Genomic DNA, 19742 nt, shown 5'->3' on the forward strand with positions numbered 1-19742 from the left:
CCGCGGCGCGGATGCGGCCGGTCGGTACCGCGCCCCAGGGTCCGAGGTGACGCGGCTAGAGCTCGATCGTGTACATCGTCGAGCCGCGCGTGGGCTCGAAGCGGAGCTTGCTGTACAGACCGAACACCGCACCCGGCGCCTCGGTGTCGACGCCCAGCGAGGCGTACTCCATCCCCGCCTCGGCATAGGCGTGCATCGCGCGCACCACCAGCGCCGTCGCGATGCCGCGGCCGCGCCATCCGGGCCGGACGCCCAGCAGGTCGATGTAGCCCTCGCTCCAGCCCAGCGACGCCCAGTCCTGCTCGTAGCGGCTCGACAGCAGGTAGCCGACGACCTGGGCGCGGTCGGAGGTGCGGTCGAGGACGATGAAGCTCCACTCCGGCACGAAGTAGCTGCGGCCCTGCGACCAGCTCTCCGCGGTCTGCGGCTCCGAGACCCAGTGCTCGTCGAAGGCGACGTTGTGCGCGAGCCGCACCTGCTCGTCGAGCTCGGCCGACCACGGCACGAGGTCGAGCGGGCGGGCCAGCGAGACCTCGGGCAGCGGCTCGCGCAGCGAGCGACGCAGCTCGGTGTAGTACCGCCGGGGCTGGAAGCCGCGCTCGGTGAGCATGTGGACCGAGTCCGGCATGTCGTCCTCGACGTGGACGACCAGCCGTGCGGGCGCGTCCTTGTCGGACGCCGCCAGCAGCTGCCGCGCCCGGCCGAGCTCCCAGTCGAGCAGCGCCGAGCCGATGCCGCGCCGCCGGTACGCCGGGTCGACGCCGCCCTCGAGGTAGACCCGCAGCGTCTGCGAGTCCCCCGCCGGCAGCGACACCGCGCCGTACGCGACGAGCGCGCCCCCGGCGTCGTAGCCGCCCAGCACGGTGCTCGGGTCGCTGTGCCAGTCGGTGACGTAGCGCTCGTCGGTCTCCTCGAGCGTCGTCCGGTACGGGGTCCGGTCGTGCTCCTCCATCCGGTGCAGCAGCGCGTGCAGCGCGGGCACGTCGGCGTGCAGGAGCGGACGCCAGTGCAGCCCCAGGCCGGCGTCGGGCACGGCGAGGTGGGCGGGCGGCTGGACGCGCACGCGCAGAGGAGGCAGGGAGCTGGTCATCGGGTCCGGGTGTCGGGGGCGCCGCCGTCGGCGGCCGGTCTCGGATCGAGGTGCGACCCGCGAACAGTGTGCCCCATGCCGGCCGCGGATCGCGTCCCGGGCGTGACGGCGACCACCGCTCAGGCGTCGATGCGGTCCCGGTCCAGCAGGTCGGCGCCGGCGACGAGGAAATCCTTGCGCGGCGCGACGTCGTTGCCCATGAGCAGCTCGAAGGTGCGCTCGGCCTGCTCGACCGCGGCCTCGTCGGCCATCGTGATCTTGCGCAGCGTGCGCCCGGCCGGGTCCATCGTCGTCTCGGCCAGCTGGCGGGCGTCCATCTCGCCCAGACCCTTGTAGCGCTGGATCGGCTCCTTGTAGCGGCGGTTGGAGCGCTCGAGCCGCGCCAGCACCTTCTCCAGCTCGGCGTCGGAGTAGGTGTAGATGACCTCGCCCTTGCCCCGGCCCTGGGCGGGCACCTCGACACGGTGCAGCGGCGGCACGGCCGCGAACACCCGCCCCGCCTCCACGAGCGGTCGCATGTAGCGGAAGAACAGCGTGAGCAGCAGGGTGCGGATGTGGGCGCCGTCGACGTCGGCGTCGGTCATCAGCACGATCTTGCCGTAGCGGACCGCGTCGAGGTCGAAGGTGCGGCCCGATCCGGCACCGATCACCTGGATGATCGCGGCGCACTCGGCGTTCTTGAGCATGTCGGCCAGCGAGGCCTTCTGGACGTTGAGGATCTTGCCCCGGATCGGCAGCAGCGCCTGGAACTCGCTGGAACGCGCGAGCTTGGCGGTGCCGAGGGCCGAGTCGCCCTCGACGATGAACAGCTCCGAGCGCTCGACGTCGTCGGTGCGGCAGTCGGCGAGCTTGGCCGGCAGCGTCGAGGTCTCGAGCGCGTTCTTGCGGCGCGAGATCTCCTTCTGGGTGCGCGCCTGGATGCGCGCGCGCATCTCCCCGACGACCTTCTCCAGCAGCAGCGACGACTGTGTCTTGAGGTCCCGCTTGGAGGAGGTGAGGTGCGCGGTGAGCTCCTTCTCCACGACGCGGGAGACGATCTGCCGCACCGCGGCGGTGCCGAGCACCTCCTTGGTCTGACCCTCGAACTGCGGCTCCGGCACCCGCACGGTCACGACCGCGGTGAGACCGGCGAGCACGTCGTCCTTCTCGATGCGCTCCTTGTTGTCCTTGGTCGAGACCTTGAGCCGACGGGCGTTCTCCTCGACCTGCTTGCGGATCACCTTGAGCAGCGCCTGCTCGAACCCGGTGAGGTGGGTGCCGCCCTTGGGCGTGGCGATGATGTTGACGAAGCTGCGGACCTCGGTGTCGTAGCCGGTCCCCCACCGCAGCGCCACCTCCACCTCGCACGTGCGGGTGACGTCCTTCGGCCGCAGGTGACCGTTGTCGTCGAGCGTCTGCACCGTCTCGTCGAAGGTGCCGCTGCCGACGAGCCGCCAGGTGTCGGTCGCGGGCGGGTCGGAGGCGAGGTGGTCGACGAAGTCGACGATGCCGCCGTCGTGCCGGAACACCTCCTCGACCGGGCCGTCCGCGCCGGGCGTGCCGGGCAGCCGGCGCTCGTCGCGCACGACCAGCGTCAGCCCCGGCACGAGGAACGACGTCTGCCGCGCCCGCGTGATCAGCTCGTCGTAGGAGAAGGTGGCCGAGGAGGGGAAGATCTGCGGGTCGGCCCAGTAACGGATCCGGGTACCGGTCTTCTTCTTGGCGACCTTGCCGACGACGCGCAGCTCGGAGTGGTCGGTGAACGCCGTGAACGGCGCGTCCGGGGAGGGCTGGGAGCCGTCGTCGAACACACCCGGCTCGCCACGGTGGAACGACATCGCGTACGTCTTGCCGTCGCGGTCGACCTCGACGTCCAGCCGCTCCGAGAGCGCGTTGACGACCGAGGCGCCGACGCCGTGCAGACCACCGGAGGCCGCGTAGGAGCCGCCGCCGAACTTGCCGCCGGCGTGCAGCTTGGTGAAGACGACCTCGACGCCGGACAGCCCTGCGGCGGTGTTGTCGACCGGGATGCCGCGCGCGACGTCGCGGACCTCGACCGAGGAGTCGGGGTGCAGGATCACCTCGATGCGGTCGCCGTAGCCTTCGAGCGCCTCGTCGACCGCGTTGTCGATGATCTCCCACAGGCAGTGCATGAGACCGCGGGAGTCGGTCGACCCGATGTACATGCCGGGCCTCTTGCGTACCGCCTCCAGGCCCTCCAGGACGGAGAGGTGGCGTGCGGTGTACGCGGCTGGGGAGGCTGAGGTCGACGGCACCCGCTCATGGTAGGTCGACGGTGCTCGGGCGGCCGGGTGCGGCACGCGGGCAGGGCCGCGACGGTGCGCGTCGGCCGGGTGAGGTCGCGCACAGCCGGCCGTCGGGGTCGGCGGGAGGCTGTACGCGGTGAGCGGAATCGGCGCGTGCCACGGAAGCACGTGCGGTGACCGGTGGTTGTATATCGACGTGAGCACCATGACCCCAGAGCAGGCGACCCCGACCCTGACCACCCACGACAGGTGTGACGCCTGTGGTGCGCAGGCGTACGTGCGTGTCGAGCTCGCCTCGGGAGGCGAGCTGCACTTCTGCGCTCACCACGCGCGCAAGCACAACGCCGCCATCGAGCCGCTCGCGTCGCACATCCACGACGAGACCGATCGGCTGCACGCCGACGCGTCCAGCACCGCTGCCCGCTGAGGAGACCGCCTCAGCGGATCACCGCCGCTGCCACCCTGAGCCGCCGCACCTGGGCGCGCCAGGGCGGTAGCGGCGGTCGTGCGAGCGGCAGCCCCACGTGCGCCGCGACCTCCTCGACGACGGCGTCGAGCCCCAGGGCGTCGGTGTCCACCCGGTGCCCCTCGAGCGTCGCGAGCCCGCGCACGCAGCGGTCGATCTGACGCATCGCCCACGTCTCGCGGCGGCGCAGCCCCTCCAGCCGTGACCGCAGCCGGCGCCTGATCGTCTCGGGCGAGGCCGTCAGCACGACGTGCCGCAGGTCGAGCCCGGCCGCACGCAGCCCGCCGTGGACCTCCTCGACGACGTCGGGCTCCACGAGCGTCATCGGCACGACGACGGCCTGCTGACGACCGGAGCCCTCGACCCGGTGCAGCACCTCGATCACGCCGGCGCGCCACGCGCGCAGCTCCTGGAAGTCGACGCGCAGCGCCGGCGGCAGCGTGCGCTGCAGCCCGAAGCCGGCGATCTCGGGGTCGACGAGCACCGTGCCGTCGGTGCGCCGCACGAGCTCGTAGGCGGTGTGCGTCTTGCCCGCGCCGAAGGCGCCGTTGAGCCAGACGATCACGGCTCGGTGGATTGTGCGGTCTCCCCCGCGGTCGCTGCGAGACGCGCGACGTCGCGCGCCTGCAGCGCCTCGCGGACACCGTTGCGCACCGCGGCCTTGATGACGACGTAGGCCACCGCGACCAGCGCGGCCGTGAGCAGCAGCGAGACGACGAAGTCCATCGGACCAGGCTAGCGACGCCGTCCAGCAGCCCGACAGCCCGCCACCAGCAGCAGGATCAGGATCTCCTCGACGTTCATGGCCGCCCCCTCGTCGCGCCGTGGCGCCAGGATAGCCGGGCCGCACGTCGCAGACGCGGAACGGCCCGCCACCCCACGAGGGGTGACGGGCCGTCGTCGCGTCGTGGCTCGGCGCGTCAGTCCAGGTAGTCCCGGAGCACCTGCGACCGGCTCGGGTGGCGCAGCTTGCTCATCGTCTTGGACTCGATCTGGCGGATCCGCTCACGGGTCACGCCGTAGACCTTGCCGATCTCGTCGAGCGTCTTCGGCTGGCCGTCGGTGAGGCCGAACCGCATCTGCACCACGCCGGCCTCGCGCTCCGAGAGCGTGTCGAGCACCGAGTGCAGCTGCTCCTGGAGCAGCGTGAACGACACAGCGTCCGCGGGCACGATCGCCTCGGAGTCCTCGATGAGGTCGCCGAACTCGGAGTCGCCGTCCTCGCCGAGCGGGGTGTGCAGCGAGATCGGCTCGCGGCCGTACTTCTGGACCTCGACCACCTTCTCCGGGGTCATGTCCAGCTCCTTGGCCAGCTCCTCCGGGGTGGGCTCGCGACCGAGGTCCTGCAGCATCTGCCGCTGCACGCGGGCGAGCTTGTTGATGACCTCGACCATGTGGACCGGGATGCGGATCGTGCGGGCCTGGTCGGCCATCGCACGCGTGATCGCCTGCCGGATCCACCAGGTGGCGTAGGTCGAGAACTTGTAGCCCTTGGTGTAGTCGAACTTCTCGACCGCACGGATCAGACCGAGGTTGCCCTCCTGGATCAGGTCCAGGAACAGCATGCCGCGACCGGTGTAGCGCTTGGCCAGCGACACCACCAGCCGCAGGTTCGCCTCGAGCAGGTGGTTCTTCGCACGACGACCGTCCTGCGCGATCCACTCCAGCTCGCGGCGCAGCTTGCCCTCGATCTTCTGGTCGGGGTCGGCCAGCTTCTCCTCGGCGAACAGACCGGCCTCGATCCGCTTCGCGAGCTCGACCTCCTGCTCGGCGTTCAGCAGCGCGACCTTGCCGATCTGCTTGAGGTAGTCCTTGACCGGGTCGGCCGTCGCACCGGCGGTGACGACCTGCTGCGCAGGCGCGTCGTCGTCGTCGGCGTCGGAGTACACGAAGCCGGCGGCGTCCTCCTCCTCGGAGGCGGCGGCCTTCGGGTCGGCCTTGGCGTCCTCGTCGTCGGACTCGGTGTCGTCGGCGACGACGGCGTCCTCGGCGACCTCGGTGACGTCGTCGATCTCGAGGTCGACGTCGTCCTCCACGGGCTCCTCGTCGTCGTCGCGGGCCTTGGTGGCCTTGCTGGCCTTGGCCGGGCTGGCCTTCGAGCGGGCGGGCGCGGCCTTCCGGGCGCCCGACGTCGTGCCGGCGCCCTTGGCGGCGGTCTTCGAGGCGGCCGCGGCGCGGCCGGTCGACTTCGCGGCCGCGGTCGTGGCGGCCGAACGGGTACGGGTGGTCTTCTTCTTGCTGGGCGTCTCGGTCACAGTGGTGGTGTCGTCAGACATGGCGGCGGGACAACCTCTTCTTCACGGCGGGCACGACGATCACGACCCAGGAACCGATGCCGGTTCACGGAGCGGAGAGCGCGGGCGGGACGGCGGCGCGGCGACCTGCGAGTCGCGGCTTCCGACATTATAAAACCCTGACCTAGGATCGTTTGTTCCACGTTCGCGCGGCGGGTTCAGGCGAAGGCCTCCACGGGCGGGCACGCGCACACCAGGTTGCGGTCGCCGAAGGCGCCGTCGACGCGCCGCACGGGCGACCAGTACTTGCCGATCTCCATGCCCTCGAGCGGGTAGACCGCCTGCCGCCGGGTGTAGGGGTGGTCCCACTCCCCCACCAGCGACGCCGCCGTGTGCGGCGCGTTGACCAGCGGGTTGTCCGACGCCGGCCAGGTGCCGTCGATCACCGCCTGGATCTCGCCGCGGATCGCCAGCATCGCGTCGACGAACCGGTCGAGCTCGCCCAGGTCCTCGGACTCGGTCGGCTCCACCATCAGCGTCCCCGCGACCGGGAAGCTCATCGTCGGGGCGTGGAAGCCGTAGTCGATGAGCCGCTTGGCGACGTCCTCCACCGTGATGCCCGAACGCGCCGTCAGCGGGCGCAGGTCGAGGATGCACTCGTGGGCGACGAGCCCGCCCGGGCCGCGGTAGAGCACCGGGTAGGCGTCCGCGAGCCGGGTGGCCAGGTAGTTGGCGGCGAGCACCGCGTGGCCGGTGGCCGCGCGCAGCCCCGCGGTCCCCATCAGCCGGATGTAGGCCCAGCTGATCGGCAGGATCGACGGCGAGCCGAACGGCGCCGCGCTCACCGGACCCGCCGCGGAGCGGTCGTCGCCGCCGGGCGTCAGCGGGTGCGAGGGCAGGAACGGCACCAGGTGCTCGGCCACCGCGACCGGTCCCACGCCGGGTCCGCCGCCGCCGTGCGGGATGCAGAACGACTTGTGCAGGTTGAGGTGCGACACGTCGCCGCCGAAGGCGCCCGGGCCCGCGACGCCGACGAGCGCGTTGAGGTTGGCGCCGTCGATGTAGACCTGGCCGCCCGCGGCGTGCACGAGGTCGCACAGCTCGCGGATGCCGTCCTCGTAGACGCCGTGGGTCGAGGGGTAGGTCACCATGATCGCGGCGACGCGTCCCTCGTGCTCGGCGAGCACCCGGCGCAGGTCGTCGAGGTCGACGTCACCGGTCGGCGCGGTCGCGACGACGGCGACGCGCAGCCCGGCGAGGACCGCCGAGGCGGCGTTGGTGCCGTGGGCGCTGGCGGGCACGACGCACACGTCGCGCTCGCTGTCGCCGCGCGAGGCGTGGTAGCCGCGGATCGCGAGCAGCCCGGCGAGCTCGCCCTGCGAGCCGGCGTTGGGCTGCACGCTCACCGCGGCGTAGCCGGTGAGCTCCGCCAGCCAGCTCTGCAGCTGCTCGATCAGCTCGAGGTAGCCCGCGACGTCCTGCGCCGGCGCGTACGGGTGGATGCGCGCGAGCTCGGGCCAGGTGATCGCCGCCATCTCGGTGGCGGCGTTGAGCTTCATCGTGCACGAGCCGAGCGGGATCATGCCGCGGTCGAGCGCGTAGTCGGAGTCCGACAGCCGCCGCAGGTACCGCATCATCGCCGTCTCGGAGCGGTGGCTGGAGAACACCGGGTGCGTGAGGTAGTCCGTGGTGCGGGCGAGGTCGGCGGGCACGTCGGTCGCGACGTCGGGCAGCTCGACGGCGTCGCCGGACCCCGGCTCCCCCATCGCCTCGCGCGCGGCGGCGACGAGCGCGCGCACCACGTCGTCGGTGGTGAGCTCGTCGCACGCGATCGACACCGTGTCGTCCGACGCGCGCCAGAGCGTGATGTTGCGGGCCAGCGCGGCCGCGACGAACGCCTCCGCGGCGTCGGTGCGCACCGTGACGGTGTCGAAGAAGCGGTCGGAGACCACCTCGAGACCGACGTCGGCGAGCGCGGCGGCGAGCCGGCGCGCGTGCCCGTGCACGCGGGCGGCGATCGCCCGCAGGCCCTCGGGGCCGTGGTAGACCGCGTACATCGACGCCATGACGGCGAGCAGCACCTGCGCGGTGCAGATGTTCGACGTCGCCTTCTCACGGCGGATGTGCTGCTCGCGGGTCTGCAGCGCGAGCCGCAGCGCGGGCGCGCCGTCGGCGTCCTTCGAGACCCCGACGAGACGGCCCGGCAGCTGTCGCTGCAGGCCCTCGCGCACCGCCAGGTAGCCGGCGTGCGGGCCGCCGAAGCCCATCGGCACCCCGAACCGCTGGGTGGTGCCGACGACGACGTCGGCGCCCCAGGTGCCGGGCGCCTCCAGCAGCGTCAGCGCGAGCAGGTCCGCGGCGACGACCACCAGCGCGCCGGCCTCGTGCGCCGCGGCGACCCAGCGGTCGAGCTGCTCGCGCGTGCGCAGCGTGCCGCTCGCGGCCGGGTAGGACAGCAGCACGCCGAAGACGCCGTCGAGGTCGGGCGGGTCGCCGGCGACGTCGACGGTCTCCAGCTCGATACCCACCGGGACCGCGCGGGTCCGCAGCACGGCGGTCGTGGCCGCCAGGGTGTCGGCGTCGACGAGGAACCGGCCGCCGGCGCCCCGGGTGGCGCGGCGCGCGAGCAGCATCGCCTCGGCCGCCGCCGTCGCCTCGTCCAGCATCGAGGCACCCGCCACCGCGGTACCGGTGAGGTCGATGACCATCGTCTGGAAGTTGAGCAGCGCCTCCAGCCGACCCTGCGAGATCTCCGGCTGGTACGGCGTGTACGCGGTGTACCAGGCGGGGTTCTCCAGCACGTTGCGCTGGATCACCGACGGCGTGACCGTGTCGTGGTAGCCCTGCCCGATCATCGAGGTGCGCACCGTGTTGCGCGCGGCGAGCGCGCGCAGCTCGGCGAGCACCGTGGTCTCGTCGGGCGCGGCCGGCAGCTGCGGCTGCTCGGTGACGATCTCCGGCGGCATCGCCGTGGCGAGCAGCGACTCGAGGTCCGGCTGCCCGACGACGTCGAGCATCGCCGCGCGGGCGGCGTCGTCGATCCCGATGTGGCGGTGGACGAACTCCCCTGCCATCTCAGCCCTGGGTCAGCGCGGTGTACGCCTCGGCGTCCATCAGGGGCCCCTCGGCCTCGACGGTCACCGTGAACAGCCAGCCCGCGCCGTAGGGGTCGGAGTTGACGACCTCGGGCGCCTGGGTGGCGTCCTCGTTGACGCTGGAGACGGTGCCGGTGACGGGCGCGAACAGCTCGCTGACCGACTTGGTGGACTCGATCTCGCCGCAGGCCTGCCCGGCGACGACGGCGGAGCCGACCTCGGGCAGCTCGAGGTAGACGACGTCGCCGAGCGCGTCGGCCGCGTACTGGGTGACGCCGACGGTGGCCGTGCCGTCGGCGATGCGCACCCACTCGTGCTCGGCCGAGTACTGGCGGTCGGTGGGGATGTTCGTCATGGGGCTTCCTCGTGGGATCGGTCACGGGAGCGCACGTCGGGGGTGGGCGTCGTGACGCCCGCCCCGACCCGGCCTCGGCTCCCGTCCAGGATGGTCACGCCGGTCTCGTGTAGAAGGGTAGTTCGACGACGGTCATCGGCTGGCTGGTGCCCCGCACGTCGACGTCGAGCACCTCGCCGACCTCGGTCGGGGCGCTCACGCGCGCGATCGCGACCGGGTGGCCGAGCGTCGGGGACAGCACGCCGGAGGTGACGGTGCCGATCGCCTCGCCGTCGCGGAGCACGGTGCTGCCGGCACGTGCCGCGCGCCGGCCGGTGCCGGCGAGGCCGACCAGGTGGACCCCGCTCGGCTGCTCGGCCCGTGCGGCGAGCGCGTCGCGGCCCACGAAGTCGTGGTCGAGCTGCACGACCCGGCCGAGCCCGACCTCGTAGGGCGTGGTCGCGGTCGTGAGCTCGTTGCCGTACAGGGCCATGCCCGCCTCGAGACGCAGCGTGTCGCGCGCGGCCAGACCGGCGGGCACGAGGCCCGCGGGCTCCCCGGCCTCCAGCAGCTGCCGCCACACGGTCACCGCGCCGTCGGCGGGCACCGCGAGCTCGAAGCCGTCCTCGCCGGTGTAGCCGGTGCGCGCGAGCATCACCGGCACCCCCTCGACACGCCCGTGCGCGCTCGCGTAGTAGCGCAGCCCCGCGAGGTCGACGTCGACGAGCGGCTGCAGGATCTCGGCCGCGCGGGGGCCCTGCACCGCGACGAGCGCACGGTGGGGCGTGCGGTCGACGACCGACGTCTGCAGGCCCTCGCTGCGCACCGTCAGCGCGTCGAGCACGGTGATGCGGTTGGCGGCGTTGGCGACGACGAGGAAGTCGTCGGCCGCGAACCGGTAGACGATGAGGTCGTCGAGGATGCCGCCGTCCTCGTCGACGACGACGGTGTAGCGGGCGCGGCCGTCCGCCAGACGCGAGGGGGCGCTGACGAGGGCGCGGTCCAGCGCGGCTGCCGCGTCGGGTCCCGTGACCTCGATCTGACCCATGTGGGAGAGGTCGAACAGGCCGGCGGCCGTGCGCACCGCGTGGTGCTCGGCCAGGTCGCCGCCGTACCGCAGCGGCATCCGCCAGCCGGCGAAGGAGGTGAGGGTGGCGCCCGCGGCGACGTGCTCCGCGTGCAGCGGGGTGAGCAGCTCCTCGGTCATGCCGTGGACACCGGCTTGACGGCGAGCACCGGGCACGGCGCGTCGAGAAGGATGCGCTGGGCGTTGGAGCCGAGGAAGAGCTTGCCCACCGGGGACCGGCGCCGCAGGCCGATGACGATCAGCTCCGCGGACTGCTCCTGCGCGAGCTGCACGAGGTCCTCGGCCACGTCGTTGCCGCGCTGCACGTGGCGCACGTCGTGGGCGACCTCGGTGCTCTCGAGCCGCTCCCGCGCCTCGTCGACGGCGGCCTCGATCGCGGACGGCTCCGCGCCGCGCGTGGCGTGGACCATGACCACGAGCCGCGTGCGCCGCAGCGTCGCCTCCTCGATGGCCGACTCCAGCGCCGCCCTGCCCTCAGCGGTCGGTACGAACCCCGCGACGATCGGCACCACGCACCTCCATCACTGACCAACGGGCGTTGCGCCGAGGGTATCGCGGTCAACGGGGATGAGGTGCCACCACCGCCGGGGGTCGCGCCCACCCCGGGCGCACCCCGCCGTCGAGGAGCTGCCCGAGCAGGAGGCCGAGGCGGCAGCACGGGTCCTCCTCCACGCACTGCCGCTGCAGCACGTCGGCACGGGCCCCCTCGCCGCGCCACCACGCGAGCCAGCCCAGCACGGCCAGGGCGTAGCCGGCGCCGCCGGGCGGCGCGTGCCGGGCGATCTGCGCGAGCACCGCCGTCGCGGCGTCCAGGTGCTCGCGGTCGGGCAGGCGCAGCGCTCCCGCGACGACGCCCTCGAACACCTCGAGCACGTGTGGCGAGCCGGGACCGTACCGGCGGCCGCCGAGGCACCACGCGACCACGACGTCGCGCACGAGCGGGTCCGCCAGCGCCGCACCGAGACGGCCGAGCACGGCCGCGCCCGGCGGCGAGCCGCCGGCGCCCGGCACGGCCTGCGCGAGCAGGCGACCGAAGGCATCGAGCGTGCGGGTGCGCCACCGCGACCGCTGCTCGACGTCATGGGCGTCCATCGCGGCCAGCTGCCTCCGTGCGGCGCGCGCCGCGGTGCGGGCGCGCCCGGGCTCGGCGTCGCGCGGGCAGGCGAGCCCCTCGCGGCTCTCCGCGAGCGCCTCCCCCGCCAGCACCATGCCGGCGGCCACCGCGGTCTCGGCGAGCCGCTCGACCGGGTGGCCGTCGTCCGGGCAGCAGGGCTGCTCGGCGCACTCGAGGCAGCGGAACCGTGTCCGCGAGGCGACCAGCGTCAGCGTCGGGTCGCCGTAGGGGAAGCCGTCGAGCCACGCCGCGAGCACCCGGCCGCCCAGGGCCGTGCCGGCGCGGACGTCGGCGAACCCGGCGTCGGTGTAGAGCACCGTGACCGCCAGCGCGGTCGGGTCCGTCGCCATCTGCGCGACGACGCCGGCACGCGCGGCGACCAGCAGCTGCGGGTCCGCGAGGTCGGCGAGGTCGAGGCGCGCGGCGAGACCGACGGCGAGCGTGCCCGGCTCCGGCTCGAGCACGGCCAGCACCGCGAGCGACTCGGTCGGCACGTAGCCGAAGCGGTACGGGAGGTAGGCCAGCAGGTCGTGCGGGCGGTCGAGCCTGATCCTGATCGCGTCGTCCATCCAGGGAGTGCAGCGCAGCGTGCGGCACGGCCGCCGGACCGCGCCGGGGGTGCGGTGGACGACGCGGCATCAGGGCCGCCTGTGGATCGGCGCGCCTGTGGAGGACCGCGGGTCACGGTCGCACCTGGTCCGCCTGCCTCGCCCCGCTAGGGTGGCCGGGTGCGGGAGGAAGCGGTGGGCCGGCTGCGCCAGAGGGTCTCCGAGGACGTGCTCGCCACCTGGGACGGGCTGGCCCGCACGTACTCCTCGCTCGGCCCCGAGGCCGCCGCCCTGTTCGAGGTCGGCGCCGACCTCCTCGCCGGCGGCAAGCGGCTGCGCGCCGCCTTCGCCGCGGCCGGCTGGCGCAGCCACGGCGGCGAGCCGCTGGCCGCACCCGAGATCACCCTCGGCACCGGGCTCGAGCTGTTCCAGGTCGCCGCGCTCGTGCACGACGACCTCATGGACGGCTCGCTCACCCGCCGCGGCCGGCCGGCGGCACACCGCCAGCTCGCGCAGCGGCACGACGACGACGGCCTCGTCGGCGGGGCCGACCGCTTCGGCGACGCGGGCGCGATCCTGCTGGGCGACCTGCTGCTGGTCTCGGCGACGGCGTCCTTCGCCGCCGCGCTCGACGGCGTCGGAGGGCGCGAGGCAGCCCGGGCGCGGGCCGTGCTCGAGGACATGATGACCGAGGTGACGGTCGGGCAGTTCCTCGACGTCTACGCCCAGTCGGCTGCGTGGGACGACGACCCGTCCGTCGACCTCGACCGGGCCCGGCGGGTGATCCGCGCGAAGTCCGCCCGCTACAGCGTCGAGCACCCGCTGGTCGTCGGTGCGGCGCTCGCGGGCGCCGACGACGACGCGCTGGCGCGGCTGCGCGCCGTCGGTCTCCCGATCGGCGAGGCGTTCCAGCTGCGCGACGACGTGCTCGGGGTGTTCGGAGACCCCGCCACGACGGGCAAGCCCGCGGGCGACGACCTGCGCGAGGGCAAGCGCACGGTCCTCGTGGCGCTGGCGATGACGCGGGCGGACGAGACCGGCCGAGCGCTGCTGCGCGACCGGCTCGGTCGCGCCGACCTGGACGACGGCGACGTCGCCCGGCTGCGCGAGGTGCTGACCTCCTCGGGTGCGCTGGAGGCCGTCGAGGAGCTGATCGAGGAACGGTACCGGGCCGGCCTCGCGGCGCTCGACGTCAGCGGGCTGCCGCCGGCCGAGCGCGACCTCGTCGCCGCGCTCGCACGCGCGGCCATCGAGCGGGACGCCTGAGACGGGCCGGCCGCGGACGCGGCCCCGCCTTCAGAACGCCAGCGCCTGCGCTGCCCTGCGCACGGCGTGCGTGCGCAGCTCGGTGAGCGCCTGCAGCGGCGTCGCGCCCAGCTCGTCGTTCTCCCGGAAGAGCCACGCGACGATCTCGTCGTCGGAGTAGCCCGCGTCGGCGAGCTGCACGATCGTGCCGCGCAGCCCGGCGACGACGGCGGGTCGCCCGGTCCGCGGGTCGGTCACCACGAACGCCGCCGGCACCGACGGCGCACGACCGTCGCGGCGCACCGCGACGAGCGTGCGGTCGGAGACCATGCCGCGCACGTCGCGGTCACGCACGCCGAGCGCGGCCGCCACCTCGGGGATGCTCCACCACTCGATCGTGCCGTCCTGCGGGCTCTCCTCGGCTGCCGAGCTGCTCATGCCGCCGACCCTACGACCCCTCCCCATGCTCGGCGACACTCTGTTATCGTCACACCGTTCACGTAAACCCCATATGTCACAGGGGTCACGGGCGTCACCAGGACGCACCACCATGGGGGAATCGCATGCGCACTCGCACCCGCTCCAGCAAGGTCGCCGTCGGGCTGGGCGCCATCAGCGCCGCCACCGCCGTCGGGCTCGCGGGCACCACGGCACCCGCCGCGGCGCACGCCGCCGGCCACGACGCCGCACCGCGCGGACCTCAGACCGCGCAGATCCCCGTACGGACCGAGGCGCCGAGCACCTATGTCGTGCGGCCGGGCGACACCGTCTCGGCGATCGCGGCCCGCCACGGGACCACCGTCGCCGCCGTCGTGCGCGCGAACGGGCTCGACAAGCGCGCCGTCATCCGGGTGGGCCAGGTGCTGCGCCTGCCCGGGGCGAGCGTCTCGAGCACCGCGGCTGGGAGCGCGACCCCCACGCAGACCGCCGCCGCGAGCTACACGGTGCGATCGGGCGACACCCTGTCCGGCATCGCCTCGCGCCACGGCACGACGGTCATGACGATCATGCGGCTCAACGGGCTCACCAGCACGGTGATCCACCCCGGCCAGGTGCTGCGTCTGTCCGGCTCCGGCGCCAGCAGCACGCAGACGACCTCCAGCTCGAGCTCCGGCTCGGGCGGCACGAGCACGTCGAGCAGCGGCTCCTCGACGCGGTACACGGTCCGCTCGGGCGACACCGTCTCGGGCATCGCCGCCCGCTACGGCACCACCGTCGCCGCGGTCGTGGCGGCCAACAAGCTCGACAGCCGCGCCCTCATCCGCATCGGCCAGGTGCTGGTCATCCCCGGCTCGGGATCCTCCTCCGGCTCGTCCTCGTCGGGCTCGTCGGGCTCGTCCTCCACCGGGTCGGGCTCCACGAGCGGGTCGAGCTCCTCGAGCAGCAGCAGCCGCACCAGCTACACCGTGCGCAGCGGTGACACGCTGTCCGGCATCGCGTTCGCGCACCGCACCACGGTCAGCGCGCTGATGTCGGCCAACAGCCTGCGCTCGACGGTCATCCACCCAGGCCAGCGGCTCACGATCCCCGGCTCGGGCAGCTCCTCGAGCTCGAGCAGCAGCTCGTCGAGCAGCAGCTCGGGCGGCACGAGCTCGGGCAGCACGAGCTCCTCCGCCGGCGGCACCACCTCCTACACCGTGCGCTCGGGCGACACGCTGTCGTCGATCGCGGCGGCGCACGGCACCACGGTCGCCGCCATCACCAGCCAGAACTCGCTGACGACGACCGTGATCCACCCCGGCCAGGTGCTGCGGGTGCCCAAGCAGCTCGTGCCGAGCACGTTCCTGGGCTACACCTACGCCCCGTCGGTCGTCGCGGCCGCGAACCAGAACAAGCAGACGCTGCTGTCGAGGAACCTGCCCTCGCGCGCCGAGATGCAGGACCTGATCCGGAGCACGGCGGTGCGGATGGGCGTCGACCCGGCGCTCGCGCTCGCCGTCGCCCACCAGGAGTCCGGCTTCGACCCCGCCGCGGTCTCCCCGGCCAACGCCATCGGCGTCATGCAGGTGATCCCGAGCTCGGGCGAGTGGGCCTCCGGGATGGTCGGCGAGGACCTCGACCTGCTCGACCCGCGCGACAACGTCGTCGCGGGTGTGGCGATCCTGCGCTGGCTCGTCCGGACCGCGCCGGACCTGCGGACGGCGATCGCCGGGTACTACCAGGGGCTGGCGTCGGTCACCAGCAAGGGCATGTACGACGACACCAGGCGCTATGTCGCCAACGTGCAGACCCTCATGACACGCTACGCCTGAACCGCTGGTCCGGGCACCCGCCGACCTAGACTTCGCTCGTGGCCGCGACCGTGACCGACCCCGTGATCGGCACGGTCGTCGACGGCCGTTACGAGGTCCTGTCGCGGATCGCACGGGGCGGGATGGCGACGGTCTACCTGGCCCAGGACCGCCGTCTGGACCGCCGCGTGGCGCTCAAGCTCATGCACCCGCACCTCGCGGACGGCAACGACGTCGTGGCCCGCTTCCGGCGCGAGGCGCGTGCCGCGGCGCGGCTGTCGCACCCCGGCGTCGTCGCCGTGTTCGACCAGGGCACCGAGGGCGAGTCGTCGTACCTCACGATGGAGTACGTCGACGGCGTGACGCTGCGTCGCCGCCTCCTCTCGCAGGGCGCGCTGGCGCTCGGCGAGGCGCTCGACGTGCTGGAGGCGGTGCTCGACGCGCTCGGGGCGGCGCACCGCGCCGGGCTCGTGCACCGCGACGTCAAGCCCGAGAACGTGCTCATCGCGCACGACGGCACGATCAAGGTCGCCGACTTCGGCCTCGCGCGCGCCGTGACCGAGGCCACGATGTCCTCCACCGGGGCGCTGCTGGGCACGGTCGCCTACCTCTCCCCCGAGATCGTCACCTCCGGCGCCGCGGACGCCCGGGCCGACGTCTACGCGGCGGGCGTCATGCTCTACGAGATGCTGACCGGGCGGCAGCCCTTCGAGGGCGAGACGCCGATCCAGGTCGCGTACATGCACGTGCACGGCACGGTGCCGCCGCCGTCGGACGCCGTCGCGTGGCTGCCCCTGGAGGTCGACGAGTACGTCGCGCTGCTGACCGCCCGCGACCCCGAGGACCGGCCGCGCTCGGCCGACGCCGCGCTCGCCGCGCTGCGCGCGATGCGCGCCGACTTCGACGACCGGGTGCTCGCGCTGCGGGCCGACGTCGAGCCCGACGAGGTGGCCGAGATCGCGGGCGAGGCGACCGCCGACGTCGAGCGCGAGGGCGGTGCGACCGCGACCCTGGCGCCGCGGGTGGGCAGCACGGTCGTGCTGCCGATCGGCGCGGTCGAGGCCGAGACCGAGCAGGAGGCGGGCACCGCGCGCCGTCGCACGCGGCGCCGTCGGCGCGTCGCGGCGCTGCTGGCGGTGCTGCTGGTGCTGATGACGCTGGGCGGCGGGGTGTGGTGGTACCTCGCCGTCGGGCCGGGCGCCTACACGTCGATGCCCGACGTCGTGGGGCGCGCCGAGGCGACCGCGCTCGCGACGCTGTCCGAGGCGGGGCTGGACCCGACGACGCGGGAGGTGCACTCCGACGACGTCCCGGTGGGTCACGTCGTCACGACCGACCCGGAGCCCGGTGCACGCGTCGAGCGCGGCGGCGCGGTCGAGGTGGTGATCTCGCAGGGCGTGCTGCGGCTGCGGGTGCCCGACGTCGCCGGCCAGTCCCCCGACGCCGCGCAGGACCTGCTCACCGACACCGGTCTCGACGGCGACACCCTGCTCGATCAGGTCTGGGACCAGGAGGTCCCCGAGGGCCAGGTCGTGCGGAGCGAGCCGAGCGCGGGCAGCCTCGTCGACCACGACACGACCATCACGCTCATGGTCTCCCAGGGCCGCGAGCCGATCGCCGTCCCCGACGTCTCCGGCCGGCCGCTGGAGGAGGCGGAGGAGCTGATCCTCGACGCCGGCGCCGAGCCCCAGGTCGGCGACGAGGCGTACTCCGACGACGTCCCGCAGGGTCACGTCGTCAGCCAGGACGTCACCGGGGACGCGCTGCGCGGCGACCCGATCACCCTCGTGATCTCCAAGGGTCCCGAGCTGTTCGAGGTGCCGAACCTCTTCGGCATGCAGTACTCCGAGGCCGCCGCCATCCTCGAGGACATCGGGTTCGTGCCCGAGCGGGAGAACGTGCTCGGCGGGGTCTTCGGCACCGTGCACAGCCAGTCGGTCGAGGCCGGCTCGTGGCACCCGCGCGGCACCGTCGTCGTGCTGACGGTCGTCTAGCGCCGGCCGCGGTCGTCGCGCGGCGGAGGTGTCAGCCTTGGTGGGCGTAGCGCTCCTCGCGCCACGCGTCACCGCGCGGGTGGTAGCCGCGCTCCTCCCAGAAGCCCCGGTCCGGGTCCTCGGGCAGCAGGTAGTTCCACCCGCGCAGCCACTTCGGGCCCTTCCACGTGTACAGGTGCGGGATCACCAGCCGCAGCGGGGCGCCGCGCTCGGGCGCGAGCGGCTCGCCGTCCATGTGGGTGGCGAGCAGCGCGGTCGCGGTGAGCAGGTCCTGCAGCGGCACGTTGGCCGCGTACCCGAACTCGGCGAACACGAGCGCCGTCGTGACGCCCGGCGCGGGCGGCGCGAGCGCGGCGACGTCGACGGCGCGCACACCGGTCCACGTGATGCCCTGCGCCGTCCAGCGGGTCGCGCAGTGCATGTCGCCGACCTCGGTGACCGTCGGCAGCCGCAGCACCTCCTGGATCGGGAAGACGTGCTCGGCCCCGGTGGCCGTCGCACCGCCGATCGTGACGGTCCACGCCTCCGGGTCGCGCTCCGGCACCCTGCCGTAGTGCATGACGACGGGCGTGTCGACGAGGTGCTGCCCCGGCGGGAGCTCACCCGGCGCGGCGGCTGCGGAGCGTGGCGCGCGACCTGTCTCGCTCACGTCATCGTTCCCGGAGCATCTCCGCCACGAGGAAGGCCATCTCCAGCGACTGCTGGTGGTTGAGCCGCGGGTCGACGAGCGTCGTGTACCGGCGCGTGAGCGCGGAGTCGTCGATCTCCTCGCTGCCGCCGAGCACCTCGGTGACGTCGTCACCGGTCAGCTCGACGTGCAGACCGCCCGGCACCGTGCCGAGGCCCTGGTGGACCTCGAAGAACCCGCGGACCTCGTCGATGACATCGCTGAAGCGCCGGGTCTTGTAGCCGTTGGCGGAGGTGATGCCGTTGCCGTGCATCGGGTCGCACACCCAGGTGACCGGGCGGCCGTCGGCCGTGACCGCCTCGACCAGCGGCGGCAGCAGGTCGCGGACCTTGCCCGCCCCCATCCGGGTGATGAAGGTCAGCCGGCCCGGCTCGCCCTCGGGGTTGAGCCGGTCCATGAGGCGCAGCGCGTCGTCGCCGGTCGCCGTCGGGCCGAGCTTGACGCCCAGCGGGTTGCGGACCTGCGAGAAGAACTCGACGTGCGCGCCGTCGAGCTGGCGCGTGCGCTCACCGATCCACAGGAAGTGCGCCGAGCAGTCGTACGGCAGCCCGGTGCGGGAGTCGATGCGGGTGAGCGGCCTCTCGTAGTCGAGCAGCAGCCCCTCGTGCGAGGAGTAGAAGTCGACCGTGCGCAGCGCCTCGAAGTCGGCGCCGGCGGCCTGCATGAACTTGATCGCGCGGTCGATCTCGCTCGCGAACGCGTCGTAGGCCGCGTAGGCCGGGTTGTCGAGGAAGCCCCGGTTCCACTCGTGCACGCGCCGCAGGTCGGCGAAGCCGCCCTGGGTGAACGCGCGGATGAGGTTGAGCGAGGACGCCGACGCCCGGTAGGCCGCGAGCAGCCGCTGCGGGTCCGGCCGCCGCGCCTCGGCGGTGAACTCGAACGAGTTGATGATGTCCCCGCGGTAGGCCGGCAGGGTCACGCCGTCGCGGGTCTCGACGTCGGAGCTGCGCGGCTTGGCGAACTGCCCCGCCATCCGGCCCATCTTGATGATCGGCATCGAGGCGCCGTAGGTGAGCACGACCGCCATCTGCAGGATCGTCTTGATCTTGTCGCGGATGTTGTCGGCCGTGAGTTCGGCGAAGCTCTCCGCGCAGTCGCCGCCCTGCAGCAGGAACGCCTCGCCGCGCGACGCAGCCGCGAGCCGCTCGCGCAGGTTGTCGGCCTCGCCGGCGAACACCAGCGGCGGCTGGGCGGACAGCTCCGCCGTCACCGCGGCGAGCTCGTCGGGGTCCGGCCACGCCGGCTGCTGGAGCGCGGGCAGGCTGCGCCACCGGTCGAGCTCGGGGGTGGCCGAGCCGACGTCGACCGGGCTGTCCGCCTGGGTGTGCACGCTCACCCGGTCAGGATAGGACGACGGCGGGACCGCTCCG

17 protein-coding genes are annotated in these 19742 nt (G+C 73.5%); 4 read left to right on the forward strand and 13 right to left on the reverse strand.

The genetic code is table 11. From position 1 onward, the window contains the following. Positions 1-55: 55 nt before the first annotated feature. Together GPA02_RS15070 and GPA02_RS15075 are read right to left on the reverse strand one after the other, a co-directional pair. Complete coding sequence (locus GPA02_RS15070; RefSeq protein WP_156201143.1) at positions 56-1090, reverse strand: GNAT family N-acetyltransferase; 1035 nt, start codon at positions 1088-1090, stop codon at positions 56-58. Positions 1091-1209: 119 nt separating this feature from the next. Continuing rightward, positions 1210-3345, reverse strand: a complete 2136-nt coding sequence (locus tag GPA02_RS15075) for a DNA gyrase/topoisomerase IV subunit B (protein ID WP_240134078.1) — start codon at positions 3343-3345, stop codon at positions 1210-1212. 196 nt (positions 3346-3541) lie between these two features. On the opposite strand from GPA02_RS15075, the gene GPA02_RS15080 reads away from it, so the two are divergent. Further along, entirely contained in the window at positions 3542-3763 is a 222-nt protein-coding gene (locus tag GPA02_RS15080; protein ID WP_156201201.1) for a DUF7455 domain-containing protein, read from the forward strand. Positions 3764-3773: 10 nt separating this feature from the next. On the opposite strand, the gene GPA02_RS15085 is transcribed toward GPA02_RS15080, so the two are convergent. From GPA02_RS15085 to GPA02_RS15120, 8 genes are all read right to left on the reverse strand, one after another. Further along, positions 3774-4367, reverse strand: a complete 594-nt coding sequence (locus tag GPA02_RS15085) for an AAA family ATPase (RefSeq protein ID WP_156201147.1) — start codon at positions 4365-4367, stop codon at positions 3774-3776. Next, positions 4364-4528, reverse strand: a complete 165-nt coding sequence (locus GPA02_RS15090) for a hypothetical protein (RefSeq protein WP_156201149.1) — start codon at positions 4526-4528, stop codon at positions 4364-4366. The genes GPA02_RS15085 and GPA02_RS15090 overlap by 4 nt, the downstream gene beginning before the upstream one ends. Before the next feature lie 194 nt (positions 4529-4722). After that, the gene (locus GPA02_RS15095; RefSeq protein ID WP_204986640.1) at positions 4723-6078 is read right to left on the reverse strand and encodes an RNA polymerase sigma factor; all 1356 of its coding nucleotides are present in this window, start codon (positions 6076-6078) and stop codon (positions 4723-4725) included. 176 nt (positions 6079-6254) lie between these two features. Beyond that, a complete protein-coding gene (gene gcvP, locus GPA02_RS15100; RefSeq protein WP_156201151.1) occupies positions 6255-9110 on the reverse strand; it encodes an aminomethyl-transferring glycine dehydrogenase in 2856 nt (951 codons plus the stop codon). A gap of 1 nt (position 9111) precedes the next feature. Next, positions 9112-9486 (reverse strand): glycine cleavage system protein GcvH, encoded by a 375-nt coding sequence (gcvH, locus tag GPA02_RS15105; RefSeq protein WP_156201152.1) that lies wholly within the window; start codon positions 9484-9486, stop codon positions 9112-9114. Positions 9487-9580: 94 nt separating this feature from the next. Next, the gene (gene gcvT / locus GPA02_RS15110) at positions 9581-10672 is read right to left on the reverse strand and encodes a glycine cleavage system aminomethyltransferase GcvT (protein ID WP_156201154.1); all 1092 of its coding nucleotides are present in this window, start codon (positions 10670-10672) and stop codon (positions 9581-9583) included. Next, complete coding sequence (locus GPA02_RS15115; RefSeq protein ID WP_170296856.1) at positions 10669-11061, reverse strand: universal stress protein; 393 nt, start codon at positions 11059-11061, stop codon at positions 10669-10671. The genes gcvT and GPA02_RS15115 overlap by 4 nt, the downstream gene beginning before the upstream one ends. A 49-nt stretch (positions 11062-11110) precedes the next feature. Further along, positions 11111-12235: a DUF4192 domain-containing protein gene (locus tag GPA02_RS15120; protein WP_156201158.1), complete on the reverse strand. Its 1125-nt coding sequence runs from the start codon at positions 12233-12235 to the stop codon at positions 11111-11113. Positions 12236-12394: 159 nt separating this feature from the next. Between GPA02_RS15120 and GPA02_RS15125 the strand changes: the two genes are divergently transcribed. Next, the gene (locus GPA02_RS15125) at positions 12395-13480 is read left to right on the forward strand and encodes a polyprenyl synthetase family protein (RefSeq protein WP_156201160.1); all 1086 of its coding nucleotides are present in this window, start codon (positions 12395-12397) and stop codon (positions 13478-13480) included. 30 nt (positions 13481-13510) lie between these two features. On the opposite strand, the gene GPA02_RS15130 is transcribed toward GPA02_RS15125, so the two are convergent. Further along, positions 13511-13897 carry an Rv2175c family DNA-binding protein gene (locus GPA02_RS15130; RefSeq protein ID WP_193567876.1) on the reverse strand — a complete coding sequence of 129 codons (387 nt, stop codon included), beginning with the start codon at positions 13895-13897 and terminating at the stop codon, positions 13511-13513. A 125-nt stretch (positions 13898-14022) separates the two neighbouring features. Here GPA02_RS15130 and GPA02_RS15135 point away from each other — a divergent pair, with 125 nt between their 5' ends. Together GPA02_RS15135 and pknB are read left to right on the forward strand one after the other, a co-directional pair. After that, positions 14023-15711: a LysM peptidoglycan-binding domain-containing protein gene (locus tag GPA02_RS15135; protein ID WP_156201162.1), complete on the forward strand. Its 1689-nt coding sequence runs from the start codon at positions 14023-14025 to the stop codon at positions 15709-15711. A gap of 38 nt (positions 15712-15749) precedes the next feature. Further along, entirely contained in the window at positions 15750-17684 is a 1935-nt protein-coding gene (gene pknB, locus GPA02_RS15140) for a Stk1 family PASTA domain-containing Ser/Thr kinase (RefSeq protein WP_156201164.1), read from the forward strand. A gap of 31 nt (positions 17685-17715) precedes the next feature. Here pknB and GPA02_RS15145 read toward each other — a convergent pair whose 3' ends face one another. Beyond that, positions 17716-18333: a molybdopterin-dependent oxidoreductase gene (locus GPA02_RS15145; protein WP_240134079.1), complete on the reverse strand. Its 618-nt coding sequence runs from the start codon at positions 18331-18333 to the stop codon at positions 17716-17718. Position 18334: 1 nt separating this feature from the next. Continuing rightward, positions 18335-19702: a class II 3-deoxy-7-phosphoheptulonate synthase gene (locus GPA02_RS15150; protein ID WP_156201207.1), complete on the reverse strand. Its 1368-nt coding sequence runs from the start codon at positions 19700-19702 to the stop codon at positions 18335-18337. Positions 19703-19742: the final 40 nt, after the last annotated feature.

The organism is Actinotalea caeni (assembly GCF_009733795.1).
In the GTDB taxonomy this organism is placed as follows: domain Bacteria; phylum Actinomycetota; class Actinomycetes; order Actinomycetales; family Beutenbergiaceae; genus Pseudactinotalea; species Pseudactinotalea caeni.